The 25733-nt window shown below is 39.5% G+C and carries 32 protein-coding genes; 26 read left to right on the forward strand and 6 right to left on the reverse strand.

Going from position 1 to position 25733, the window contains the following annotated elements:
- The first annotated feature begins 2 nt into the window (after nt 1-2).
- From IE339_RS06845 to IE339_RS06855, 3 genes are all read left to right on the forward strand, one after another.
- Entirely contained in the window at nt 3-593 is a 591-nt protein-coding gene (locus tag IE339_RS06845) for an SCO family protein (RefSeq protein WP_431522782.1), read from the forward strand.
- 334 nt (nt 594-927) lie between these two features.
- Entirely contained in the window at nt 928-1773 is an 846-nt protein-coding gene (locus tag IE339_RS06850) for an SGNH/GDSL hydrolase family protein (RefSeq protein ID WP_242175106.1), read from the forward strand.
- A 15-nt stretch (nt 1774-1788) separates the two neighbouring features.
- Nucleotides 1789-2364, forward strand: a complete 576-nt coding sequence (locus tag IE339_RS06855) for a YpmS family protein (protein ID WP_242175107.1) — start codon at nt 1789-1791, stop codon at nt 2362-2364.
- Between the two features lie 43 nt (nt 2365-2407).
- On the opposite strand, the gene IE339_RS06860 is transcribed toward IE339_RS06855, so the two are convergent.
- On the reverse strand, nt 2408-3208 hold the full coding sequence (locus tag IE339_RS06860) for a DUF4397 domain-containing protein (protein ID WP_242175108.1): 801 nt from the start codon (nt 3206-3208) through the stop codon (nt 2408-2410).
- A 205-nt stretch (nt 3209-3413) separates the two neighbouring features.
- Between IE339_RS06860 and IE339_RS06865 the strand changes: the two genes are divergently transcribed.
- The 14 genes from IE339_RS06865 to IE339_RS06930 all read left to right on the forward strand — a co-directional run bounded on the left by IE339_RS06865 (nt 3414) and on the right by IE339_RS06930 (nt 15967).
- Complete coding sequence (locus IE339_RS06865) at nt 3414-3593, forward strand: hypothetical protein (RefSeq protein ID WP_242175109.1); 180 nt, start codon at nt 3414-3416, stop codon at nt 3591-3593.
- Nucleotides 3577-4065, forward strand: a complete 489-nt coding sequence (locus IE339_RS06870) for a hypothetical protein (protein WP_242175110.1) — start codon at nt 3577-3579, stop codon at nt 4063-4065. Before IE339_RS06865 ends, IE339_RS06870 begins: the two co-directional genes overlap by 17 nt.
- A gap of 112 nt (nt 4066-4177) precedes the next feature.
- Nucleotides 4178-4315: a YjcZ family sporulation protein gene (locus IE339_RS06875; RefSeq protein WP_083446400.1), complete on the forward strand. Its 138-nt coding sequence runs from the start codon at nt 4178-4180 to the stop codon at nt 4313-4315.
- Nucleotides 4316-4458: 143 nt separating this feature from the next.
- A complete protein-coding gene (locus tag IE339_RS06880) occupies nt 4459-5874 on the forward strand; it encodes an ATP-binding protein (RefSeq protein WP_242175111.1) in 1416 nt (471 codons plus the stop codon).
- 209 nt (nt 5875-6083) lie between these two features.
- Nucleotides 6084-7556 (forward strand): NAD(P)/FAD-dependent oxidoreductase, encoded by a 1473-nt coding sequence (locus IE339_RS06885; RefSeq protein ID WP_242175112.1) that lies wholly within the window; start codon nt 6084-6086, stop codon nt 7554-7556.
- 124 nt (nt 7557-7680) lie between these two features.
- On the forward strand, nt 7681-8652 hold the full coding sequence (locus IE339_RS06890) for a S66 family peptidase (protein WP_242175113.1): 972 nt from the start codon (nt 7681-7683) through the stop codon (nt 8650-8652).
- Between the two features lie 144 nt (nt 8653-8796).
- Nucleotides 8797-10140 carry an aspartate aminotransferase family protein gene (locus tag IE339_RS06895; RefSeq protein WP_242175114.1) on the forward strand — a complete coding sequence of 448 codons (1344 nt, stop codon included), beginning with the start codon at nt 8797-8799 and terminating at the stop codon, nt 10138-10140.
- Complete coding sequence (locus IE339_RS06900) at nt 10141-10833, forward strand: CoA transferase subunit A (RefSeq protein WP_277933954.1); 693 nt, start codon at nt 10141-10143, stop codon at nt 10831-10833. It begins immediately after the preceding gene.
- Nucleotides 10818-11480 (forward strand): 3-oxoacid CoA-transferase subunit B, encoded by a 663-nt coding sequence (locus tag IE339_RS06905; RefSeq protein WP_242175115.1) that lies wholly within the window; start codon nt 10818-10820, stop codon nt 11478-11480. Before IE339_RS06900 ends, IE339_RS06905 begins: the two co-directional genes overlap by 16 nt.
- 13 nt (nt 11481-11493) lie before the next feature.
- On the forward strand, nt 11494-12762 hold the full coding sequence (locus tag IE339_RS06910; protein ID WP_242175116.1) for a peptidase: 1269 nt from the start codon (nt 11494-11496) through the stop codon (nt 12760-12762).
- A gap of 85 nt (nt 12763-12847) precedes the next feature.
- Nucleotides 12848-13156, forward strand: a complete 309-nt coding sequence (locus IE339_RS06915; protein ID WP_242175117.1) for a hypothetical protein — start codon at nt 12848-12850, stop codon at nt 13154-13156.
- A gap of 93 nt (nt 13157-13249) precedes the next feature.
- On the forward strand, nt 13250-14104 hold the full coding sequence (gene ablB, locus IE339_RS06920; protein WP_242175118.1) for a putative beta-lysine N-acetyltransferase: 855 nt from the start codon (nt 13250-13252) through the stop codon (nt 14102-14104).
- A 153-nt stretch (nt 14105-14257) separates the two neighbouring features.
- Complete coding sequence (gene ablA, locus IE339_RS06925) at nt 14258-15679, forward strand: lysine 2,3-aminomutase (RefSeq protein ID WP_242175120.1); 1422 nt, start codon at nt 14258-14260, stop codon at nt 15677-15679.
- Between the two features lie 15 nt (nt 15680-15694).
- Nucleotides 15695-15967 carry a YokU family protein gene (locus IE339_RS06930; protein WP_242175122.1) on the forward strand — a complete coding sequence of 91 codons (273 nt, stop codon included), beginning with the start codon at nt 15695-15697 and terminating at the stop codon, nt 15965-15967.
- Between the two features lie 63 nt (nt 15968-16030).
- Here the strand turns inward: IE339_RS06930 and IE339_RS06935 are convergent, their stop codons facing one another.
- The gene (locus IE339_RS06935) at nt 16031-16975 is read right to left on the reverse strand and encodes a manganese-dependent inorganic pyrophosphatase (RefSeq protein WP_242175124.1); all 945 of its coding nucleotides are present in this window, start codon (nt 16973-16975) and stop codon (nt 16031-16033) included.
- Between the two features lie 290 nt (nt 16976-17265).
- Here IE339_RS06935 and IE339_RS06940 point away from each other — a divergent pair, with 290 nt between their 5' ends.
- Nucleotides 17266-17508: a hypothetical protein gene (locus tag IE339_RS06940; protein WP_242175125.1), complete on the forward strand. Its 243-nt coding sequence runs from the start codon at nt 17266-17268 to the stop codon at nt 17506-17508.
- Nucleotides 17509-17517: 9 nt separating this feature from the next.
- Here the strand turns inward: IE339_RS06940 and IE339_RS06945 are convergent, their stop codons facing one another.
- Together IE339_RS06945 and IE339_RS06950 are read right to left on the reverse strand one after the other, a co-directional pair.
- Nucleotides 17518-18357, reverse strand: a complete 840-nt coding sequence (locus IE339_RS06945; protein ID WP_242175126.1) for an aminotransferase class IV — start codon at nt 18355-18357, stop codon at nt 17518-17520.
- Nucleotides 18358-18519: 162 nt separating this feature from the next.
- Nucleotides 18520-19554, reverse strand: coding sequence for an acyltransferase family protein (locus IE339_RS06950; protein WP_242175127.1), 1035 nt, complete (start codon nt 19552-19554; stop codon nt 18520-18522).
- Between the two features lie 620 nt (nt 19555-20174).
- Between IE339_RS06950 and IE339_RS06955 the strand changes: the two genes are divergently transcribed.
- Entirely contained in the window at nt 20175-20411 is a 237-nt protein-coding gene (locus IE339_RS06955; protein ID WP_242175128.1) for a YozE family protein, read from the forward strand.
- A gap of 202 nt (nt 20412-20613) precedes the next feature.
- Nucleotides 20614-21294, forward strand: a complete 681-nt coding sequence (locus tag IE339_RS06960) for a hypothetical protein (protein WP_242175129.1) — start codon at nt 20614-20616, stop codon at nt 21292-21294.
- On the opposite strand, the gene IE339_RS06965 is transcribed toward IE339_RS06960, so the two are convergent.
- Nucleotides 21289-21471, reverse strand: a complete 183-nt coding sequence (locus IE339_RS06965) for a hypothetical protein (RefSeq protein ID WP_242175130.1) — start codon at nt 21469-21471, stop codon at nt 21289-21291. The two genes, IE339_RS06960 and IE339_RS06965, sit on opposite strands and share 6 nt — an antisense overlap.
- Before the next feature lie 153 nt (nt 21472-21624).
- On the opposite strand from IE339_RS06965, the gene IE339_RS06970 reads away from it, so the two are divergent.
- Entirely contained in the window at nt 21625-21792 is a 168-nt protein-coding gene (locus IE339_RS06970; RefSeq protein WP_242175131.1) for a YozD family protein, read from the forward strand.
- A 44-nt stretch (nt 21793-21836) separates the two neighbouring features.
- On the opposite strand, the gene IE339_RS06975 is transcribed toward IE339_RS06970, so the two are convergent.
- Complete coding sequence (locus IE339_RS06975) at nt 21837-22889, reverse strand: DUF2515 family protein (RefSeq protein WP_242175132.1); 1053 nt, start codon at nt 22887-22889, stop codon at nt 21837-21839.
- Between the two features lie 116 nt (nt 22890-23005).
- Between IE339_RS06975 and IE339_RS06980 the strand changes: the two genes are divergently transcribed.
- The 5 genes from IE339_RS06980 (at nt 23006) to IE339_RS06995 (ending at nt 25687) form a co-directional block, all read left to right on the forward strand.
- Nucleotides 23006-23212 carry a hypothetical protein gene (locus IE339_RS06980; RefSeq protein WP_083446402.1) on the forward strand — a complete coding sequence of 69 codons (207 nt, stop codon included), beginning with the start codon at nt 23006-23008 and terminating at the stop codon, nt 23210-23212.
- A gap of 5 nt (nt 23213-23217) precedes the next feature.
- Nucleotides 23218-24021, forward strand: coding sequence for a serine/threonine protein kinase (locus IE339_RS06985; RefSeq protein WP_242175133.1), 804 nt, complete (start codon nt 23218-23220; stop codon nt 24019-24021).
- A gap of 11 nt (nt 24022-24032) precedes the next feature.
- The gene (locus IE339_RS06990; protein ID WP_242175134.1) at nt 24033-24803 is read left to right on the forward strand and encodes a sporulation protein; all 771 of its coding nucleotides are present in this window, start codon (nt 24033-24035) and stop codon (nt 24801-24803) included.
- 57 nt (nt 24804-24860) lie between these two features.
- Nucleotides 24861-24995, forward strand: a complete 135-nt coding sequence (locus tag IE339_RS24660; RefSeq protein ID WP_277933955.1) for a hypothetical protein — start codon at nt 24861-24863, stop codon at nt 24993-24995.
- 71 nt (nt 24996-25066) lie between these two features.
- Entirely contained in the window at nt 25067-25687 is a 621-nt protein-coding gene (locus IE339_RS06995) for a phosphatase PAP2 family protein (protein ID WP_242175135.1), read from the forward strand.
- Nucleotides 25688-25733: the final 46 nt, after the last annotated feature.

Below are 25733 nucleotides of genomic sequence, written 5' to 3' on the forward strand. Positions count from 1 at the left end.
TGGTGAAGGTGTTACTACGTCGATGTAGTTTAGTTGTCGTTATGTTAGCGGCCACAATGATCATCTCTGCGTGTGGTAAACCGCAGCTAGCGAACGCACTGAATTGGAATTTAGATTCGTTTACATACACAAACCAAGAAGATAAGGAATTTGGTACAAAAGATTTAACGAATAAAGTGTGGATTGCGAACTTTATTTTTACAAACTGTGAAACGGTTTGTCCACCAATTACAGCGCATATGGCAAAGCTACAGCGCATGATGAAAAAAGAAAATGTACCTGTGGAGTTTGTATCGTTTAGTATTGATCCAGAGAATGATACGCCCGAGGCGTTAAAGAGCTTTGCTCAACAATTTACGGAAGATTTCTCTAACTGGACATTCCTCACTGGTTATAGCCAAGAAACGATTGAGAAACAGGCAAAGACCCAATTTCACGAGTTGGTACAAAAAACAGATGCATCTACACAGGTCACGCACGGTACGCATTTGTTTCTAGTTAATAAGGAAGGGAAAATTATGAAGAGTTATAGTGGATTTGCTAACGTGCCGTACAAAGAAATTGTACAAGATGCAAAAACGCTTAACGAGTAACACAAGTATTACGCTGTGCATAGGCATGGCGTTTTTTAGTTTTGGGTAAACATAAAGTATAAGATGAATGAAGCAGTGAGTTCGGTAGAAAAGAGGACAGCAAAGCCGATAAGGGGTCATTCCATTGGCAAGATCAAAACCATCTATTTTAAAGAAGACAGGTTAAATAGCACAGATGCAAAAATAGTGGTTCTCATCTACACGAATAGGAAACTTTAAAGCGTTTTCAACGTAGAATTTAGTAGAAACTCTATAATCATCTAGTTAATGTGTGTTATGATGATAAATAAAATCGATGTGGAATTCATCAATGATAATACAGTAGGTGTTGTAAATGCATAAATACAAATTATATATCGTATTAATGATATGTACGGTGTTGCTAAGTGCCTGTTCGTCACCCGTATTCTCATTTCGAGCACCGTCTGAGGCTAGTGAAAAAAAGCTTGATCTGACCGATAAGTCTCATTTACCAAAGGGATTTTTTCCGGTTGATCTCAACGTAGTGGCGATCGGGGACTCATTGACAGAGGGTGTGGGCGATTCATCTAAAAAGGGTGGATATGTGCCTTATGTTGTGAAGTTTCTTTCACAGCAACGTGCGGTAGACAATGTTCGGGTAAGCAACCTTGGAAAACGAGGAAATCGTACAGATCAGCTGCTAGAACGATTGGATCAAGAGGAGATTGGGGCAAAGGTGTCAAGAGGAGACGTTATTTTTGTCACCATCGGTGGAAACGACATTATGAAAGTAGTAAAGAATTTCTTTTATAATATTTCCGTTGAAGCGTTTGATAAAGAACAAGCCAAATACGAATTTCGATTGAACCGTGTTCTCAATAAAATACGCACCTTGAATCCGAATGCTCATATATATTTGATTGGCTTTTATAATCCGTTCTTTCACTCGTTAAATTCGGTTCAAGAAATTAATACGGTTGTTTCACAATGGAATCAAGCGAGCGAGCGAATAGCAAATCGTCATAAGGGTGTGACATACGTTAAAGTAGAGGATATCTTCTCAAATCCAAAGGAAGATAAACTTCTAGGAAAAGATCAGTTTCACCCAAATAAAAAAGGGTATCAATTAATGGCAGACCGTATTAATTTTTACGTGAAACAAGATCCGCCAGATAATCTTCCAACTCATGAAGAAAATGATGAAGCAACGGCTAAATAAGGAGTTTGGTTTTGAATGAAAAAATGGAAACGTCTTTTTTGGGGACTTTTGACGCTTAATATTGTAATCGTACTTGTCGTGATCGTGCTTATCTTTCAGCCGGCCGATAATCAACCTTTTCCAAGTGGTAATCAGCCACAGAAAAACCAAGTCGAACTAACAATCTTAGCGAAAAAGAAAGATTTAAATGCGCTTATTGATAAGTATTTGCAAAAGGAATTTCATAATGAAGAATTAAACTATAATGTTCGATTAACTGACCAGGTCGAGGTGAACGGAACCATTCAGGCTTTTGATAATAAGCTTGATGTACAAATGGCTTTTGAACCTCATGTGCAAAAAAACGGTGGAATTATTCTAGAGCAGAAATCTCTTTCCGTTGGGAAACTGCAACTACCTGTACGTACGGTTTTGAAATACGTGAACAACAACTTCAATCTTCCTGACTATGTAAAAATTAATCCAGCAGATGAATCTGTATATGTCGGGTTACAGGAAATGAAGACGACGAACGACTTTAGAGTAAAGGTAGAGAAGTTCAATTTAGAAAAAGATGAGTTCCGCTTCAAATTAATTGACTCAGTAAAATAGGAGCATTGAAAAGGCCGCTGACACATATCAGCGGCCTTTTTTATTATTCGAGTGTATCTTGAACGAGTAAAGGTTCAAGCGGCGGTTGCCCACTTAGTTTTCCGACCGCGTAAATCGTGTAGGAACGGTTTGGACGAAGACGAAGCGGTGGAATCTCAAGCACAGATTTCTTTTGTCCTGCTGGTCGTACTTCAAGCATTAACGTCATTGGGGTAATACCGACATAATCGGTTACTTGACGATAGGCAATATTTGAAAAAATCGGATCACCGTTTTTAACGACAATATCAACGGCTGGCGCATCAGGAGAAAGATGAACAAATCGCACCTTTGATTCACCTTTTGGTACCTTATGATCATCTGCAATTAAAAGCAGATCAAGATTGGCGGGATCATTAATTGCTGCGACTGTATATCGTTGACCGTCCTCTACTTTCACACTTTTCGTCAATAAAGGCTGACCTTGCTGCCCAGCTTGGTAAATATCAATCTTATACGTATCGCCTTTCTTTAACGGAATATAATCTGTTTCTTGTTTAAAGGCAAGGCTTCGAATAACCTTTCGCCCGTTTAAATAAATATCAACACTTGGTGCTCCCGGTGACGCATGGAAAATTCGAATGAGAGGTCCGGGATGTCGGTACTGGTCCTGAAAGTCTCTTGATGCCTCTTGCACACGCTCTAAATGCTTTTGATAATACAGAATATGGAGGTTAGGATCTCGATATTTATAGTAATTTGACAGCATGTCATACATGATGGCCTTTTGCATATTTTTATCCCGATATCCGCCCGATAATCCCGAAGGATCATATAGACCATATGGGTTATACATGTTGTACATACGCTCAACTCCTTTTCGCGAATTCACTACTGAAAAGCGAATATTGTACGTTGAAAACATATGCGAAATATAAAAAAATATGCTTGATGTGTTCGAAATGATGAGAATAAGACCAACTATCCAAACGCCTTATTGTGCATATAATACTACAACACGTTAAAAGGAAAAACGTTCAAGTTAAAAAGTAGGTAAAGGGGTGGGAGGTATGAAAAAATTTTATAAGGTTTCGATAAGGATTATGATTATGGGCGTCATACTAGTAGTGATCTTAAGTCATTTTGTGACCGTGTCCGAATCTGAAAGGAAGGATCAAATCGTTCGGCAGTCTGTCTCTCACATGAATAAGCTTCTAGTGGAGGTGCCGGAAAATGGTCGAAAGCCGTGAACGAAGATTTTACTGGTTTAAATGGGTCCTTGTGTTATACATTGTGTCGTTTACTGCGATTTTCTTCTCACTAGTTCCTCTGTTTTTTGGTTATCATCTAACGGTACAGGAAAACAACGAATTAGCCTCTACTATCCCGCAAAAATCTCTCGTAATCGCTAAACAGTTTCATCAGCAGCCGTTAAAAGAAGGAACGATTATTTTGTTATCCACTTCATCTGCACGTGAAATGACCACGATTCATCGAATTGAAAAAATTACGGATCAACATCAAAACATCATTAACATCGGTACGAAGGATATACCTGTACTAGAACCAATAGCCAAAAAAGACATTCTTGCTACGTATGCTTATCATCTTCCTTTTATTGGTGAGGTGATTGAATTATCAAAGGAATATACGGTGACGATTTTTGCTGTTTGTGTGCTTTTGTACTTATATACGTATACATGGGAAGAGAAAGAATTGTAGCGATCAAATGAAAAATTTTTCAAAAATAGGCACATGCCCAGACAGTACAAACTAGGCAAACATACAGTGTAAGGTAATGATTACCCAGGTAAGACGAAAGGAGAATGAAATGATGTACGGTTATGATGGATATGGTTGTGGGCAGGTTTATTCTTATGGAGGGTGCGGAACAGGCCACGGAAATTCTTTTGTCTTGATCATTGTTCTATTTATTTTACTCGTCATTATCGGCTGTTCTTGTTTCTGCTAAATGTAAATTATAAGAGGCCCTTTTCTGAAAAAAGGGCCTTACGTTTTGGTCTTAGATAGGTTCTAGAAAAATATTCAAGCTAGATTTATCTCGATTTCCATATTATACTATCTAATATGAAGTGAGAATATGAAGGTGACTACATGGAAACAATGAATCTGTTTGAAGAGCTTTGCAAGATTTCATTAACGCCCATACTTCTTATGACAAAAGATGGGGATATCCGATTTGCAAATGAATCATTTTTACGTCTCTTTGATCTATCGTTTGACATGATTCAAGATCAAAACTTTTTCACCTTTTCTACAGTATTTCGTGTTCATCGCAATGAGGTGCAAGCCTTATCTGAGGGTGAAGAACATTTTTTGCTGTTAAAGAAGCGAGATGTGCATCATAAGCCCATACATATGCAACTTCAAAAGCTCCAGCTTTCCCCTAATCAAGAGGACGAATATATCGCGGTTCAAATACGAGATTTTTCCGTAACAAATGAAAAAAAAGAAGAAATCATTCAAAAAATGAAACAATATAAGCAATTTGTGAAGCAAAGTCAAGATGCGTTCATCGTTGTGCAAGATGAACGGATTCAATACTTAAATCCCTCTGGATATAGGTTACTTGGTGTAGCTAAAAAGAGTGAGTGTATGGACAAGTCTTTCTTTGACTTTATTCATCCTGACGACATTGAGAAAACGAAAAAACGAATGGACCGCATTTTAAGTGGACAAAAAGTTCATGCTCAATCGGAAGTACGAATTATGACGAGAAACGGACAAATTCTATCCATTGATTCATCAGCGGTAAAAATTCAATTTAAAGAAGGAAAAGCCATTCAATATATTATGCGTGACGTCACAAATCGCCGTAAGTATGATGAGATGGTTAGCACATCAGAGAAGTTAACCGTTGTTAGCAAACTAGCAGCAGGAGTTGCTCATGAAATTCGAAATCCTATGACAGCCATTAAGGGTTTCATTCAATTATTACAGGCCTCGAAAGAATATAATGAAGAATACAATACGATTATGCTAGAAGAATTGAATCGTGTTGAATCCATTATCCACGAATTTTTAACACTAGCCAAGCCAAAGCAAGTCAAAGATTATGAAATGAAAAATCTACAAACAATTATGAGACACGTGGTGCTACTTCTTAACACGCATGCCAGCTATAATAATTCGCAAATTTTAAGTGGATTTGAAGCGGACGATCTTATGATTTATTGCGACGAGAATGCTCTTAAGCAAGTATTCATTAATTTAATTCAAAATGCGTTAGAATCAATGGAACGTGGAACCGTTACGATTCGAGTAGAAAAGAAAGATGATGAAGCGGTGGTTCAAATTCGAGATGAAGGACAAGGTATCCCGAAAGAATCGCTTGCAAAGCTGGGTGAACCGTTCTTTTCTACAAAGTCCTCTGGAACTGGTCTCGGATTGATGATTAGCTATCGTATTATTGAACAGCATAATGGAAAAATGACTTTTGCCAGTGAAGTTGGTAAAGGCACGACGGTTACCATTTATTTGCCTCTGCAACGCGAAATAGCCCTTACATAGTGTAAGGGCTATTTATTTTTTAGAAAATAAAAATTATTTATTATCCATATTTATGAACATAACATAAAGATAAAGTGACAAAAAACGAACATTATATTTATTTTATATTTTAATGTTCGTTTATATTGTTGACTTCAATAAATAACTTTGCTATAGTTACACATGGTGATGCGATCACCCGAGTAGGATTACGATGGAGGCGAAAGCTATTGAAATCACAATATGATGTAATCGTTGTGGGTGCAGGACCCGCTGGGATTTTTACTTGTTACGAATTAACTCTTAAATTGCCACAGGCAAATATATTATTAATAGATAAAGGACACGACATTTATCGTCGCAATTGTCCGATTCTTCAGAAAAAAATAACGAAGTGTCCACCAGCCGCTGGGAAAAAGGATTTTGCGGGGTGTTTACCAGCTTGTTCAATCACCAATGGTTTTGGTGGAGCAGGAGCTTATTCAGACGGGAAATTTAATATTACGAGCGAATTTGGTGGATGGATGACGGATTACCTTCCTGAATCAAAAGTAGTTGAGCTCATTAAATATGTAGACGACATTAACTTAAGTCACGGAGCAACCGAAAGCATTACAGATCCAATGACTGATCAAGTTCGTGACATTGAGCGTCGCGGGTACGCAGCAGGACTTAAATTGCTTCGCGCCCAGGTTCGCCATCTTGGCACAGAGCAAAATCTTGAAATTTTAATGAGTATTTTTGAATATTTAAAAGACCGTGTTGACATGGTGTTCAAAACGGAAGTGGAAGACCTAATCACGGAAAAAGTTGATGGGACGCACCAAGCAAAAGGAATTCTTTTGAAAAATGGTGATAAAATTAGCGCAGACAAAGTCGTTATCACACCTGGGCGTGATGGTTCAACGTGGCTAACAAAAGTGATGAAAAACCGTCGCCTACGCATGATTAACAACCAAGTAGACATCGGCGTTCGTGTAGAAACATCCAACATTGTGATGGAAGAAATCAACCGTCATCTGTACGAAGGAAAGTTTATTTTTAACACATCAGTTGGAACGCGTGTAAGAACGTTTTGTAGTAATCCATCAGGTCATGTCGTCGTTGAGAACCACTCGGGCATTATGCTTGCGAATGGTCATGCTTACAAAGATGAGAAGCTTGGGAGCAACAATACAAACTTCGCGTTACTCGTTTCGCATAAATTTGCCGATCCATTTGATCAGCCGAATGAATATGCTCATGAAGTGTCACGATTAGCGAACGCGTTATCAAGTGGAGGTATTACGGTACAAAAGTATGGTGATATTTTAAAGGGTCGTCGTTCAACGCTGAAACGTATTCAAGAAGGGTTCCTAGAGCCAACGTTAAAAGAAGCGGTACCAGGAGATCTTGGTTTGGCGCTTCCGTATAATACGATGAAGAGCTTGATTGAAATGACTGAGGCGCTCAACCATGTCACACCAGGTCTCGCATCAGAGCATACGTTGTTTTACGGGGTAGAAGCCAAATTCTATTCAGCTCGACCGAAACTAAATGATAAATTTGAAACAGAAATTTCTGGTTTATATGTAGGTGGAGACGGAGCTGGAATTACGCGCGGACTCGCGCAGGCAAGCGCGTGCGGTGTGTGGATTGCACGAGATATTGTTGAAACGCTACATACGGGTAAAACTACTGAATTTGTTCCCGTTACAATTTGATTCGACTAAAACGAATGTTTTCTCACTTTGTGTGTGAAACATTCGTTTTTTTATTGTCGAGAAGGAATTTTATGCCAGGAAAGAGAAGTGAAAAGAGGATAAGATAATTGAAAGGATGAACAGCATGTTACAACCAACAGCGTTACAAGCAGGCGATGAAATTCGAGTGATTGCGCCCTCTAGAAGTCTTGCAATAGTGGAAGAGGAAGCGATTAAACGAGCAAAGGAACGGTTTGAGGCATTAGGGTTAACAGTATCGATTTCAAAGCATGCATTTGAAATCGATGATTTTGCTTCGTCTTCGATTGAATCAAGAATAGAGGATCTTCACGAGGCGTTTTCTGATCCCAATGTAAAAGGCATTATGACGACATTAGGCGGATTTAATAGCAATCAGCTGCTTTCTTATATTGATTACGATCTGATTAAGCAACATCCAAAGATGATCTGCGGATATTCCGATATTACCGCACTCTCTCATGCTCTCTATAAAAAAACTGGATTAGTTACCTATTCTGGGCCACATTTTTCTACGTTTGGAATGGAAAAAGGCTTCGATTATTCATATGATCATTTTCAAAAAGCCGTTATGATGAGAGAGCCTATTCATCTAAAACCATCGGATCATTGGTCAGATGACGCATGGTATCGTAATCAAAGTGATCGAACATTTTATGAAAATGATTGGGTCATTATTCAAGAGGGGGAGGCAGAAGGGACGCTTCTGGGTGGAAATTTATGCACGCTCAATCTCTTACAGGGAACGGAGTATATGCCGTCTTTGGCTAATTCTATTTTAGTTGTGGAAGATGATGCAATGACGATTCCTGAGACGTTTGATCGTGATTTGCAATCGCTGCTTCATCTATACGATGCGACACCGCTAAAAGCCCTCATTATTGGACGATTTGAACAGAAATCAAATATGACGCTTCCGTTGCTAAAGCAAATCATTGCGTCTAAAAAAGAATTAAAGAACATTCCAATTATCGCAAATGTAAATGTTGGACATACTTCTCCAATCGTAACCTATCCTGTTGGTGGAAAAACGTCCGTACGTGCATACGGGAATGATATTCAATGGATCATTAACTAGAGTTACTAGTGGAAAAGGCCTGTTTTATCTCAAGCAATAGAGATAAAGCAGGCCTTTTTGAACTTGTCTACTTTTTCTACGAAAGAAACGGCGAGAGTCAACATATAAATGTAGAGAAAGAGTTCAAGAAACGGAGGCGCTCTTATGCCGCAGAGTCGACTAATTAAACCCTTCTTAGATCAAGAGTATCCCATGATTTCTCATGGAAAAGGTATTTATTTGTATGATCAAAATGGAAAACGATACATAGATGGATCATCTGGAGCAGTAACAGCAAGTATCGGACACGGTGTGGATGAAATTATTGAGGCAATGAACGAACAGGCGAAAAAGGTTGCTTTCGTTTACCGTTCACAGTTCACAAGTGAGCCTGCTGAACAATTAGCAGATACGCTTTGTCGCTTATCCGATGGGCATCTCCCGTGGACATTTTTTGTCAATAGCGGCACAGAGGCCACAGAGACGGCAATGAAAATAGCTATTCAGCACTGGCAGGAGCAGGGGAGAGGAACGAAAACAAAGATTCTATCGAGATGGATGAGTTATCACGGTATTACAGTAGGAGCGCTTTCAATGTCAGGTCATCCGCTTCGCAGGATGCGTTTTGTGCCACTTCTCGAAGAATATCCATCTATATCACCTCCTTATTGCTATCGTTGCCCTCATAAAAGTACGTATCCTAGCTGTCAATTGGCCTGCGCCTCTGAGTTAGAGCGTGTGATTAAGAGAATAGGTGCTCAATATATTGCGGCATTTATTGCTGAACCAATTGTGGGAGCAGCAGGGGGAGCGCTGACGCCACCAGATGGGTATTATGAAAAAATTCAAGAGATTTGTGAGAAGTATGACGTGCTTTTTATTATGGATGAGGTGATGACCGGAAACGGACGAACCGGGACGCATTTCGGCTATCAGCATTGGAACGTAAAGCCTGATATTGTGACGCTTGGAAAGGGAATGAGTGCAGGGTATTCCCCTATTGCTGCCACGCTCGCTAGTCAAAAGGTAATTGATCCTATTTTAAGCGGAACAAAGGTAGTGATGAGTGGTCATACGTTTAGTGGAAATCCACTATCAGCAGCGGTCTCGATGGCTGTCCTCTCCTATTTAGAACGTCATAAGCTTGTCGATCAGGTAGAAGAAAAAGGCGAAAGACTTAAACAAAAGCTCAAACGTCTTCAAGGAGAAACATCCATTATCGGTGACATTCGAGGAAAAGGGTTGCTCATTGGGGTTGAGCTCGTACAAGAGCCATTGACCAAACAACCTTTTGAACGTCATTTAAACGTAATGTCTCGCTTAGTAGAAAAAGCACAACGAAATGGCTTATTAATATATCCTGCCGCAGCCGGGGAGGATGGCGTAGACGGTGATGCTGTGATCTTATCGCCACCTTTTATCATTTCAGACGATGAAATGGAAGAATTATTCACCCTATTTTCTCTGTCCATTAAGGAACTCGAACATGAGCTGAAAGGAGAAATATAATTGGAAAATGTGTTTGGAAAGATTATTTCTGCTGAAGAGGCATGCGCGCTCATATCTGATGGAAGTATTTTAATGGCAGGAGGATTTGGCGGAATTGGCTCGCCTCCTACATTGATTGATGTCCTAGTGAATAATGGAACAAAAAATTTAACGCTTATTTGCAATGACACGGGGTTTCCGCATATCGGGGTTGGGAAACTAGTGAGCGCAGGAAGCATAAAAAAAGTAATTGCCTCTCACATTGGCTCGAATCCTCTTGCAGGTAAGCTAATGACGGAGGGGAAAATGGACGTGGAATTTTCTCCTCAAGGAACGCTTGCTGAACGAATTCGGGCAGGAGGAGTTGGAATGGGAGGCATACTTGTTGAAACAGGGTTGGATAATGAGATCGTTAATAAAGGTAAAAAGATCGTTGAACTAGACGGGCACACATTTTTAGCTGAGACAGCTCTAACAGCTGATGTATCGATCGTTTATGCAAAAAAAGCCGATGAATTCGGAAATCTCATTTTTGATAAAAGTGCACGCAATACGAATCCGCTCGTCGCAATGGCAGGGAACGTAACGATTGCAGAGGTGGAGGAAATCGTTGCATTAGGAGAGCTCGATCCTGACGAAATTATAACCCCGGGAATTTTTGTGCAACATATTGTGCAGACAAAAGGGGTGGAATGGAAGTGGGTGTGGGAATGAATAGTCGAGAGAAAATGGCCAAACGAGCAGCACAAGAAATTCATCACGGAATGATCGTCAATTTAGGGATCGGCATTCCCTCCTTAATTCCAAACTATCTGCCAGCAGACTGCTCGGTAATGTTTCATGCCGAGAATGGGATTTTAGGGATGGGACCGACCCCTGCTGTTGGGGAGGAAAATGCGCATGTTTGCAATGCGGCAGGATACCCTGTTACAACAGTTGCTGGCTCATCGTACTGTGATAGTGCGATTGCTTTTGCAATGATTAGACGAGGAATGGTTGATGTTACAGTACTAGGAGCACTAGAAGTAAGTGAAGGCGGAGATCTTGCCAATTGGATTGTACCCGGAAAACGTGTTCCCGGAATGGGCGGAGCGATGGAGTTAGCTGAGAGAGCAAAAAAGGTTATTGTGGTCATGAATCATTGCAATAAAAACGGTGAATCAAAAATAGTGCATAGATGCTCACTCCCATTAACCGCGAAGGCCTGTGTAAATTTGATTATCACGGATCAAGCAGTCATTCAGGTAACGAAAAAAGGGCTACTCCTCACAGAGGTGATGGCCCCTTATACCATTCACGATGTCATTCGTCATACGAATGCCCCTTTATTAATTAGTGATCACATTAAAACGAACGAATAAAGGAGAGATTGTAATGAACGAACAAGCAAGAGCCATCCATGAATGGATTCAAAAGCATGAGGCAAAAGGAATTCGTATGCTAAAGCGTTTTGTACAAGAAGCAAGCACACAAGGAAATGAAAAAAATGTGCAGGCCATGGTCGTAGAAAAACTTCGTCAGCTAGGATTAGAAATTGACATCTGGGAGCCAAAGATTCGTGACCTTAAAAAACATGAGGCATTTGTAACGGCCCGATCGTCATTTCGCGATAGCCCAAATGTAGTCGGAGTATGGAAGGGAAGTGGAGGAGGGCGCTCCTTAATCCTTAATGGGCATATTGATGTTGTACCAGAAGGTGATGTGAAGCTTTGGGAAGATGATCCATTTAGTGGGAAAGTGAAGGATGGTCGTCTATACGGAAGAGGGTCTACGGATATGAAAGGTGGAAACGTTGCGATGATTCTAGCTCTTGAGGCGCTCATTAGCTTGGATATTTCGTTAAAAGGCGACGTAATTTTTCAAAGCGTTATTGAAGAGGAAAGCGGAGGAGCAGGAACGCTTGCATGTATTGAACGGGGTTACCGAGCGGATGCAGCGATCATACCAGAGCCTACGAATATGAAGATTTTTCCGAAACAACAAGGGTCGATGTGGTTTCGCGTCGTTGTTCATGGCATGTCGGCTCACGGTGGTACGCGCTATGAGGGCGTGAGTGCGATTGAAAAAGCAATGAAGGTCGTTCAGCATTTACAAGAATTTGAAAAGGTTCGCAATGCACGCATTACAGATCCTCTCTATCAATCCATTCCAATTCCTCTCCCTATTAATATTGGAAAAATCGCAGGCGGATCATGGCCGTCCTCTGTTCCTGACGAAGTAACGATTGAGGGGAGAATCGGTGTAGGACCCCATGAAACCTTAACACAGGTAAGGGAAGAGACAGCAACCTGTTTGCAGAAGCTAAGTGAGATTGACAGCTGGTTTGAAAGCCACCCTATTCAGCTGGAGTGGTTTGGAGCACATTGGTTGCCAAGTCAAATGAATATGGAACATGATCTGGTCACCATTTTAACGGCTCAGTTCAGAGATGTTTTAGGAAAAGACCCTATTCTTGAAGCCTCACCTTGGGGTACGGACGGCGGGCTATTAACGAACGTAGGACATACACCGACAATTGTATTTGGCCCTGGTCAAACAGAGATGGCCCATTTTCCAAATGAATACATTGAGCTAAAAAAGGTGTTTGAAGCAGCAGAAATTTTAGCTTTAACGATTTTAGAGTGGTGCGGACAGAGCAAATAATTCCTCCTTTTGCAAATTATATCTGAAAATTTATTATTATCTGATATAATTTAATTAAAAAGAAATGGAAAAAGGTGGAGGCGACATGGACGTTATTAAGTCCGCATATCAAAGGCGAAAAGTACGAATGGAAAAAATTCAATTTAGTAGTTTGCAAGTATTTCTCGGGTTTTTATATGCGCTATTTATGATGGTATGGATTAAAAAGGTCAACGAATTTCAGCATTTTTGGTTACAAACCGCTCTTTTACTTCTAGGGATGTTTTTCATTGTAAATGTTCAAAGCTTTTTTGCATCGGCACAGCAGCAGGATGCTCGTATACATGGTGTCTGGCGCTTTGTTCTTTTTTTGCTAGGAGTAGGAATCTACTATTTGTTATTTCATTTTGTGTAAGAGAGAACGGAAATCATAGAATTTTCCTCATAAATAAGCCAGAGCGTCTATATAGTAGTAGTGAAGATTCTTTGCTAGAAAGGAGGCAATCGAATGAATACAGACGTTTTTTTTGAGAAACGCATCATGAATACGAGTCAATGCTACATAGAGTATGTATGCGATCACTTTAATAAGCGCTTACGCATTGATGATTACCGAGGAAATGTTTCACTCATTATAGAAGAGATGCTTAAGGAACGGGAGAAGCATCAATATGAAAAGCTAATTTTTAAATCAAAATTTGATCATGTTTCATCCTTTATTTCAAATGGATTTCAGTTAGAAGCACTTATTCCATCTTATTTTAACGGCAGTACTGCTTATTTTATGACGCAATACTTTGAGACAGATCGTCATCAAACCGAAAAGTGGATTGAAGAAGATCAGATTATACAGTCCGTCAAACGACTGCCCCTTTCTCTAGATTTGATAGCGCTTTCTTCTGACTATGTGAAAGGATTTGCAACTATAGACGATGCTAATGAGCTTGCTAACTTATATCAAACTGTATTTGAAATCTATCCGGCTCCTCTTCATCATCCAGACTATGTAAAAGACTTATTAGAAGAAGGGGCTGTCTTCGCTATCATTCGCCACAACAATCGCATTATTAGCGCTGCTTCAGCAGAAGTAAATGAAACGTATCATAATGCAGAGCTTACAGACTGTGCGACGCTTCCTGAGTATCGCAAGCATGGATTAATGAAGCATTTGCTTGTCGCGTTAGAGGAGAATTTAGTAAGCAGGCAGATCTTCTGTGTTTATACGATTGCCCGAAGCCTTTCTTTTGGAATGAACGCTGCGTTTTATCAGCTCGGCTATGAGTATCACGGGCGTTTAACGAATAATTGCTTTATTTTTGATAAGCTTGAAGACATGAACGTATGGACAAAGCATTTAGCCTAGATGTACAGAGCGAAAGATAACCAAATGCCTATATTCAACATATAAATATGTATCGATCTTCTTCCACTAAACACTAGCGTTTGTTGCTATATTGATTGATGAGAGGGATTTGCCAAAGGTGTACCGCAACTCATTATTAAGGAGGCGACGTTAATGTGGCAAGATTTATATAAGCCAAAAAGGCATTGGAAAGAGATAGAATTATGGAAAGATGTAACGGAGGAACAGTGGAACGATTGGATTTGGCAGTTAACCAATACGATTCGAACGCTTCCTGATTTGAAAAAAGTCATTCATTTAACGCCAGAAGAAGAAGAGGGCGTTCGCATTTCAACAAAAACGATCCCGTTAAATATTACGCCATACTATGCGTGGCTAATGAACCCAGATGATCCACGTTGCCCGATTCGCATGCAGTCTGTTCCTGTTGGAGAAGAACTTCATAAAACGAAATATGATTTGGAAGATCCGCTGCACGAAGATGAAGATTCTCCAGTACCAGGACTTACTCATCGCTATCCGGACCGCGTCTTGTTTCTCGTGACGAATCAATGCTCCATGTATTGCCGCTACTGTACAAGAAGACGTTTTTCAGGGCAAATTGGCATGGGTGTACCAAAGAAACAGTTAGATGATGCGATTGCCTATATTCGATCTACTCCAGCAGTGCGTGATGTTCTCATTTCAGGTGGAGACGGCCTGTTAATCAATGACACCATCTTAGAATACATTTTAAAAAATCTACGCGCCATTCCACATGTTGAAATTATTCGTATCGGTACTCGCGCACCCGTTGTATTTCCACAGCGTATAACTGAAAACCTCTGCAATATTTTGAAAAAGTATCACCCTGTTTGGTTAAATACGCATTTTAACACGTCAATTGAAATTACGGAAGAGTCAAAAACAGCCTGTGAAATGCTTACAAATGCGGGTGTCCCTGTAGGAAATCAGGCCGTTATTCTTGCTGGAATTAATGATAGTGTCGTGATTATGAAAAAGCTCATGCATGATTTAGTGAAAATACGTGTTCGGCCTTATTATATTTATCAATGTGATTTATCAGAAGGAATCGGTCACTTCCGAGCGCCGGTCGCGAAAGGGCTTGAGATTATTGAAGGATTGCGCGGTCATACGTCCGGCTATGCGGTACCAACATTTGTAGTAGATGCACCTGGAGGCGGGGGGAAAATTGCCTTGCAGCCAAATTACTTAATTAGTCAAAGCGCCAATAAAGTAGTGCTACGAAACTTTGAAGGAGTTATTACGACTTATCCAGAGCCAGAGCACTACGAATCAGGGCGCGCAGATGATTACTTTAATAGTATTTATCCAAAAGCTGACGAAAAGAAATCATCAGGAGGTATTTCAGGCCTGCTGAACGAAGAACGCTTTAATTTAGTCCCAGAAGGATTGCAACGTCTATACAGACGAAAAGAATATGAGCAAAACCCTGAGCATGCTTCGCTGAAAAATAAGCGTGAAAAGCGTGATGAACTAAAAGAAAAGAAATTCCAGGCTCAAGTGAAGAAATATAGCGAAGGGGATCCAAAAGATGAATCGTCCCCTTCCTAAAAGAGGGTGTTCAGAATGAATTGTGCATGGTGCGAGGAAAAAGGCGCATTTGAGACCACGAGTACGGTATATTGGGAGCTTCCGGACGGATCACGAAGTATAGAGATTACCGAGACTCCATGTATTGAATGTCCTTCTTGTGGAATGAATTATCAAACTGAAGAGACCATTGAGGAAATTGAAAATCATTTTATGATGATTGATACGAAGAAGCTTGAGAAAAGCCTGACGTTTGCAGATTTTTTAGCTGTCCCAAAATGGTTAAAGAAAAACTATTTTAATTTTTAATGGATAAAGAATGAACCAGAACGATTTAAAAAAGTACCGCCTTCGTAGGCGGTACTTTTTCTATTATGCTTGTTTTGGAGTTGCGTTTAATGTTTCTGTTAAAACAGGCACGACTTGTTTCTTACGAGAAACAACGCCTTTTAATACAGCAGTGTTGTTGTTTAGTACAACGTTGTATGCGCGTTCTACAGCCGCAACTTCGCGTCCTAATGCAAGAGCAACAGAGTCATTTTCAAGGATGTCCGTTACAACTAAAAGGAATAAGTCTAGTTCACTTTCAGCAATGACACCTAAAATAGACGCTTCTAATTCTGCTTGACGAGCCAACACATCATTTGTATCAACCGCATTTACTTGTGCGATCACGACTTTGTGGCCACCCATTTCAAATTCTTTTGCATCAAGAGAAATCAGCTGTGCAACTGTTTTGTCGCTTAAGTCTGCACCAGCTTTTAGCATTTCAAGACCATACTCATCTGCGTTTACGCCCGCAATCTCAGCAAGCTCACGCGCAGCAGCGATGTCTTGATCTGTGCAAGTTGGAGATTTGAATAGTAAAGAGTCAGAAATAATTGCTGATAACATTAAACCAGCCATTTCTTTTGTAATCTCTACGTTATTTTCTTTGTACATTTTGTTTAGGATTGTTGCTGTGCAGCCTACAGGCTCAGCGCGATAGTACAATGGATCACTTGTTTCAAAATTTGCGATACGATGATGATCAATTACTTCCAAAATGCGAACTTGATCAATGTCTGTTGCGCTTTGTTGAAACTCATTGTGGTCGACTAAGATAACGTTGCTTACTTCGTTTGCAACTGTTTCCACAAAACGTGGTGCCTCTACTTTAAAATAGTCGAGGGCAAACTGTGTTTCACCATTTACCTCACCTAAACGTACTGGTTCTACATCAAAGCCTAGCTTGCTTTTTAAGTCAGCATATACAAGTGCAGAGCAAATTGTATCTGTGTCAGGGTTTTTGTGTCCAAAAATAAATGCTTTTTCCATTTTGACTCTCCTTACATGTGTAATGAAAATTTTATTGTGTTTGCTCTCTCTAACGCGAGAACGTCACATCTAGGGTCTATTCTAACACAACTCTTGCGCTTTTTTCCTCTCTCCTATTTAAAAAAATGTAAAACCAATAAAAGATATAAAAATAGGGGGTGAATAACTGCTGCCTATAACTTTGTTCAAGAAGATGAGGGGTAAAAATGTAGGTTCACTTGCTCTTAAGTTTCATAAATCTGCGTAAGAAGGAGTTATGAGGGAATACAACAAGTAAGGAGGGAGAGAACATGTTCAGCTTCACCATACTTGTTGCAGGAATTGTGATCTTTTTCTTGATTATTATCCGTGTATTATGGAGTCGTGAATGGGTGATGTTGCCGTTTGTTATCGTGCTATTTCTCCTCTTCATCTTTTTAAATCACGTTGTTCGTCTTTTGCTTTTGCTACCGCTAGCTTTTATCTATAGCAAGCGGATGGCAGAAAGGTCTGTTAAGCTAAGAGATGAAAAAAACCTCCCCAGTCAAGACTAGGGAGAAGAATTAGAAACTAATTTTCTTTGCATACAGCTTTTTATAAGCGCTATGCAAGGAAGCAGTAATAGGACGCTCATGTGGCAAGCTTGTGTCGTTTATGCGAGATATGGGCATCAGTTCAACGGAAGTGCTTGTAAAGAATGCTTCATCTGCATCTAGGAAGAAGTCTATGCTCATATCTTTTTCCTGAATGGGAACGTTAACTCGATCGGCACATTTTAACACAGCAGCTCTCGTAATGCCGTGCAAAATACGATTAGTTGCTGGTGTTGTATACAGCGTTCCGTGTTTGACAACAAAAACGTTGCTACTCGATCCTTCGGTAATGAACCCGTCTTTTACCAATATTGCTTCTTCAAACCCTTGTGATACAGCTCGTTGCTTAGCAAGCAAGTTTGGAAGAAGGTTAAGCGATTTTATGTAGCAATTTTTCCATCTCTCATCTTCAAGTGTAAGAACTGCAACACCGCTTCGTTTCTCGCTAGGAATGACTTTCGCTGGACGAATCGTCATTGAGAACTGAGAAGGGACATGCGGAAACAAGTGATTGCGAGGTGCAATACCTCTAGTAAACTGCATATAAATTTCTGCTTCTAACAAACCTGTTCGCTGTAATCCTTCTTCTACGATCGCTGTGATCTCCTCTTTCGAAAGGGAAGGTGTTAGTAAAATCTCCTGACTGCTTCGTTCGAGTCGTTCCAAATGTTCAGTTAGTAAAAAGGGACGACCATCGTATACACGAATAAACTCATACACACCGTCTCCAAACTGATGTCCTCGTTCTTCAATAGGAATTACTTTTTCATTAATTGAGATAAATCGACCGTCGTAATAGGCTAATTCCATTGTAATCACTCCTTTTTACTATCTTAATCAGTGAGAAAAGTGATGTAAAGTTAAAAAGAAAGTATTTTCTGAATTTTTGTAGACTTTTTTCGTTAATATAGGTATAATGTCCTTAATTAGAAAAGACGCCTCTACCATGAGAAGCGTCTTTCTTGACTAAGATTATGAGACTCGACGTTTTTTAAATGATAAGCGACTCCAGTTACGTGTGACGATGAATTTAAACGTGAGTTTAAAGACGGTTATAACGGCATCAACAATTCGACTTCCTAGTACCATCGTAATGAGAATCGATAGCAAGGTTAGCATAACGAAATCTCCAGAAGTATGAAGATTTTGTGCGTACTTTGTCGTAAAGAACCACTTAATCACAAATCCGTGCAACAGGTAGACGTATAAAGAACGTTGCCCAATGCCTGTAAATAAGAATCGCTGCGTTGGAATGAGAGCCATAAATGCGAAAGATACAATGATGGAAATTGTGTAATGAAGCACTCGCATCATGAATTCTCCAGGCTGGTTGTAAATGTTTGTTCCGTATAGCATGTCTGTATATGACGTGTCGTTTAAAAAGTAATAGCTTCCTGTGAGTGCTACTACTAGTACAACGGCTGAAGCGAGACGACTTTTCCACGTTAATAACTTTCCTAAGAAGTTCTGATGTTGCGATAAGTAATACCCCAATAGGAAGAATGGGAAAAAGACAAGCATACGACTAAGGCTTAAAATTTTGTCCATTCCATTCACATCAACAAACCCTACCAATAAACCGAGACCAATTGATACTGGCATGCTGATCCACATGGAGAAGCGAGCAAACAGTGGAAGCAACAGCTTCCAAAAAATTAAGCTCAGTAAAAACCACATCGCCCAGCGCGGCACGAGATATTGAAGCGTAAAGCTTTGATCATCATAAATGAAATTGTAGTAAAACGTATAGACCGTTTGGAAAATCAGGTAAGGTACAACGACCTTAGTAAAAATCTTTTTGTAGTATCCTTTCTTTTTAAAGTTTTTGGAAAAATATCCTGCCAGTAAAATGAAAACGGGCATGTGAAAAATAAAAATAAAGTGATAAATCGACAGAACGCCGTCTGAATCCGTTCGATACGGCGAAATGGTGTGTCCGAAGACGACTAGAAAAATTAATATAAATTTTGCGTTGTCAAAATAAGCTGATCTACTCATAGTATTCATTTTTTACCTCAAAAGATAAAAATATAAACCTCCTCTTCAGAAGTTAATGTCACTTCGCTTAATCTCTATCATGTATCATACCCAACCAATATGTCAGGACTATGTCAAATCAATAAAAATTTTTTTTTGCGTTTCGAGCTCACCTTACTAACGGGCTGTTCAGCTCTTTTCGTGATTAAAACACGAATGAATTTTTTTTGCAACCGAGCCTATCAAAGAGAAAGTGGACAAGTAATACAGATGTAACACTATAGAGGACCATAGTCTCTCTAGAAGAGAACGAGAATGCTTTTTTATAGTGTATCCCTAAGCCTGTCGACCCATTAGATTATAAATTGATTTCAGTTTGTTTTTTGGAGAAAATAGTTGTGGGATCATATGGTTTAACGGACAGTAGTGATTTTTACAAAGAAGCAATCTCATTAACGAAGGCATGCGAAAATATAGGAAAACACACCGATTTTGCTATCAATCGGTGTGTTTGTTTAGGAAGAAAATCTGCATGTGCTCAAGCTAATATAAATACGGAAAAGATTCGAACGAGCGCTGGACGTGTACGTTGATTCTATTCTGTGATAAGGTATAGAAAAATATACAACAAGGTACGAGGAGGATAAGAAATGAAGTCCTTTTATCACTATTTAATGAAATACCGAGCAAATAAAAAGAACGATGCTCTTGGCGAGTTTGCGCGAGCTGCTTATGACGATCATAGCTTTCCAAAGATGGAAACAGATTATAATGAGATCAGCTCCTATTTAGAGATGAACGGTCATTACCTACCAAGCATGAGCGTGTTTGATGAGGCGTGGGAGCTATATCAAAGTGAAGAAGCGGTCCCATATCTTCAAAATTAATGCCCATTTTTACTAGACATTTAAAGAGGTTCTTTCCCTATAAATAGTGCTATCACTACGTTATAAGGAAAGAACCTCTTCTTGTTTTTCAGTACCGTTTGTTGGGACATTCTTAATTTCAAGATGTTCGTTTCCCCCTTTTCCTTGAGCTGCATATACTATCGTAATTAAGAAGTCGTTACTGCATAGTAAAGGGGGTGTGATGATGGCTGACACAAATCCAAAATTTCAAATTGGCGACACGGTTGTCATCACCATTTACGGTACCGTTGGAGTCATTACGGATATTAAAATAATGGATGGTTTGTTTGTATATGAAGTAAATGATAGTGAAGGATTATTTTTAGAAGAAACCATTGAGCTTCTTGACGAATACAATGGGAAAGTACTCATTCAAGAGAAGCTCGAGCTGGAATACCAATTTTTCTTTGGGGATATTGTTAACGTCGAAAATTATGGTCAAGATTTGTTTAAAGTAATTGGAATTCGCACGGAAATATGGCGATATCAAGAAGATGCTTGGGAAGACGTTATTTACGAGCTTTCGCGTATTAGCGACGGCGAATGGCTCGAAGCAAGTGAAGAAGAACTTCTGCTAATCTCCCCCCATGATCAGTCCGATCAATATTTACAAAGTGTTGAAATGCTGTACTTAGGAAAAGAAATCAATAAAACGGAGTTGCTACCAGCGATGAAAAAATCAAACGACTATGAAAAAGAGCACAAACGTATATTGAAAGAACGAAATGAGATCATCGACGGATTGCTTGATGTCTATAACGATTATTTTTTGTTGCACCAAATGTTTGAAGACGATGAATATGTAGAGGTAATGGATTTGGTGATGAAGCATTTATCCAAAATCTCAAAAGAGCGCTCATAACTGAAAGAACTGCCATAAAACATAAAAAACATAAGGAACTGCTAGAACATAGAGCATTGTATTTAGCATGGTTTCAAACCATTCATCGACTGTCTTGCTATGTAGAATTTTCGAAATAGAAGATAATGCGAAGTGGTTTTCTTTTTTATGCTTTAGTACGGTCGTTACTTGTCTCATTAGTAGTTCCTCCTTTAAGAAACGGGTTTAATACATTCATATGAGACGGGCATGCTTTAGTAGAACTAGAAAATGGGACAAGCTAAAACTTTTTAAATTTTATACATACAAGCTCTTTTTTCATCATACATCTAAGTGTAAAGGGGTGATATTGTGAAAGAAATCGAAGTGGTGATTGATACGGAAGAGATAGCGGAGTTCTTTTACAATCAGCTAATGAAAAGAGGGTATGTTCCATCGGCACAAGAGATTGAAGAGTTAGCTGACATTACCTTTGATTATTTGCTAGAAAAATGCATTATTGATGAAGAGGTTGAGTAGTGAGGGCATGGTGAAGAGGAGGATCTTTCTAAGGATCCTCCTTTTTAGTGATGACTTAAAAGCGAAAAGGCCGTCATTTTTTTATAATAGTCATCCGTAATGTCGATAGGCTCAGAGGGTGGAGAAGGTTTTAACAACGAGAGCATATCCGTAGATGTAAACCAATCGCTTAAGTCATAAAAAGAGTGACGAATGTCAGGCCACGCGTGATGTAAAAATGGGCTTTGTACTTTGCGGGAGTGAGGGTGTGGAGAAAAGAATTGTTCACTATAATCACTCCGTGAAGCAGTATGCGGATAATTAGCTATAAACTGACACGCTCCTTTCAAAATAGAGGGGTGAAACAGCGAATGATAGAGGTGTTTTCCATACTCAATTCGTTTGGTTAAATCTGAAAAAGAGTCAATTGCTTGACCGACAATGCGAATGTGATGCTCTTTTTGATAGGGAACAAGCACATACGTCATCCGTCCCCATTCTTGAAGAGTAAATTGCCACGTGTTTAACACATGTTTTTTGACAAACGGAAGATGCATCAGCCTCTGTTCGATGTAGTGTTGCTCATTAACGATGAGAGAAGTAGTTAGAAGGGAGGCGTTTTTAGTTGATAAAAACTCATTCCACATCATATACATGAACGATGATGCGTGAAAGGCAGGTAGTAAATGAAACAACGATTTTTGCTGTCGTTTCGTTTCTTCATACAGGAGAAGCTGCGGGTAAGCATCATAAAAAATGAGCGCATTGGCTCGTTCAAGGAAATGAAAAAAGGCTTCTTTTTTCTTTGTAGAAAGAAGATGCTTAATCAAATCTCCTTTTAAATCAGTCATGTGATAACCACCGTTTCGAGATACAATGTGTGCAAGGAGAGACCAGTGAATTTCAGGATGACGAATGAAAAAATGCAAATAGGCATTTGTTCGTGTAAGGTTATTTTGATTTAATGCATCCGTTTGAAGTCGTATTTTGCGAATCAATGCTGTTTCATTTTTTGACAGGATTGCTAATTCACTTGGTGGTTTTTCGAGAAGAAGATTTGCCGTCGCGTGTAAATGCTCCATTTCAACTTTCTCTTCTGTGAACAAATTGTGAAACATTGTGTAAAAACCTCCTTTTCGATGGAGAAATGGGTAGTTAGAGAGGAGAGCTAGTGAAACCTTTTAGATTTCTAGTACGTATAAACAGTATAACTTTTATGAAATGAGGGAATTACGTGATTAAACGTATATTGAAATCTCTTTTAGGCCAAAGCAGTCACCGTCGATACAGCAGCAGTGACTATAAAAAAAGACGTCATTACAGCAGCAGCGATTATAAAAAACGTCGAAACAGTCACCACGGTCATTCTAGCTATGGACATCATCACTACAAGAAAAAACATCGAAGCGGCAGCTTTTTCTCGAGTTTTTTTAGTAGCTGATTCTCATGTCTTGGTTTCATCAACTATATGAATACGTAAAGGATCGTCCTCTTAAGGATGGGGACGTGATTGATCATCAATATAAAATTCAGACATTGTTAGGGAGGGGTAGCTATGGCATTACGTACATTGCAACAGATCTTGTCACAGATGAATCCGTTGTGTTAAAGCAGCTACGTCCAACAAAGCAAAAGCTAGAACGAGGAAAGCGCTCGTTTCAATATGAGTGTGAACTGCTTCAATTTATTCAGCATCCTCAAATTCCGTCCTTGCATCGCAGTGTCCAAGATAAAAAAGGCAGCTTCCTTATTATGGATTATGTAAAAGGACATACGTTTGAGGATCTCATTTTTCGAGACGATCGTCGTTATTCTGAAAGTGAATCATTGACGATTTTATTAAAAGTTATCGATGTGGTGTCAGATCTTCATGATCAAGGAATTGTGCACCGAGATTTACGCATTCCAAATATCATTGATGTCGGTGATACGATACATATCATTGATTTTGGGCTTGCAAGATGGAAGCATGACACAGATCCGGATATTCATACCTATGACGTAGAAAAGCGATTGATGCGCTCTGTAACCGTTAAAAGTGATATCTATGCACTAGGCCATTTTTTGCTTTTCCTTTTGTATTCTTCGTATGAGACAGAAGGGACAGAAGAGAAGAGCTGGGAGCAGGAACTACCACTTTCAGTACCGTTAAAGGAGATTATTCGTCGAATGTTACAAATAGAAGGTGAATATGAATCCATTAGAGACCTTCAGGTTGACGTGCTTCAATATTTATCTATAACAAAGTAGAGGGTGAGAGAATGGCAATATTTAATAAAGTGTTAGCTAGAATGGGAATTGGGTCTGCAAGAGTAGATACGAAGCTTTATAAAGATCAGCTTATTGCAGGAGAGAAGATTGAAGGAGTGATCGAAGTATACGGTGGAAACATCGAGCAGGAGATCGACTCCATTTATTTAAATTTATACACATCGTACGTTCGGGAAGTGAATGATTCCAAGGTAAAAGAAAATTACTTGTTGAATAGCTTTAAAATTGCCGATCCCTTTGTCATTCAGTCACAGGAGAAGAAAGAAATTCCGTTCTCATTTGATCTGCCCGCCGATACACCCGTTACGATGGGCAGAACGAGAGTATGGATCGCAACAGGTCTTGATATAAAAAATGCCGTTGATCCGTCTGACGTGGATCATATGGAGGTTCTTCCGCATCCAATATTACACGCAACGATTAACGCGATGAGTGACATGGGCTTTCGCTTGCGTCAAGTAGAATGTGAGGAAGCACCAAGACGCCTTCGTGGGCGTCTACCGTTTCTACAAGAATTCGAGTTTGTCCCAACAAGAGGTGCTTTTCATGGAAAGCTAGATGAACTCGAATTAATGTTTTATTTCCTCGCTCCAGGGAAATTTGATGTACTAATGGAGGTAGACCGTCGTTCAAGAGGAATCAGTGGCTTTTTAGCAGAAGCACTGGAACTAGATGAAACGCTTGTTAGGTTCACAGTGACAGATGAAGATATTCCACAGCTAAAATCACTTCTTGAAAGCGTTGTGGCACGCTATAGTTAAAAACGGATAAAGCCGCTTTCTTCCTCACATATTAAGGAGGAGAAGGGAGGCGAACGTATGTCACATAAACATAGCAATCAAACAGAACAAAAGGCCATCCAACATAAGCAAAAAACACAACCGGAGTTTTCAAACGAATTCGTAGTGAATCAGGCACCGAAAAAAGAGCATTACCCTCAGCCGAAAAAATAATGCTTGTGCGAAAACATGTGGGTGTCTTCATCCACATGTTTTCTTTATTCGTAGCGGAAAGGAATGAGAGGATGAAACAGAGAGGAAAAGACGGCGTTTATATTATTGCATCACTTGTTCTATTTATATGCTTGCTGGCTATTTTTAAACTCGAATGGGTACAAGCGCTAGATCAATCCATTACAGATGCGATGTTTAATAAACGAGGAGATGAATTTACAGCGCTGTTTGTCTTTATGAGTACGTTAGGATCGTGGAAAGTCACAGGAGTAATAGGAATTATCATATGCCTTTATCTTTTAGTGAAAAAGCAAAATCATGCGGCATCTTTGTTAGCAATCATTTATATCATGTCTCGTGTATTAAATTGGATTGTGAAGGAACTCGTTCACCGTCCGAGACCAACGGTGGAGCATCTAGTGGCAGCATCTAGCTACAGCTTTCCAAGTGGTCATGCGATGAATTCGATGTCCTTTTTCGGTTTTATTTTGGTTTTAATTCTTTACTATCAGAAAAGAAGCGTTGGACGAGCTTTAGCGTGTATTTTGCTTGGCATTATCATTTTCCTCATCGGCTTAAGTCGTATTTATGTGGGGGTTCATTTTTTCACGGACGTGCTAGCTGGCTTTGCGCTCGGCTTTACCTTAGTAACCGTATTTAAAATATTACTGAAGAAAAAACTGCCAAAATAGGATTACAAAGAGGAGATTTAGGATATATAAACAGAGAAGCATCTAA

This window comes from Priestia koreensis, assembly GCF_022646885.1.
GTDB lineage: Bacteria > Bacillota > Bacilli > Bacillales > Bacillaceae_H > Bacillus_AG > Bacillus_AG koreensis_A.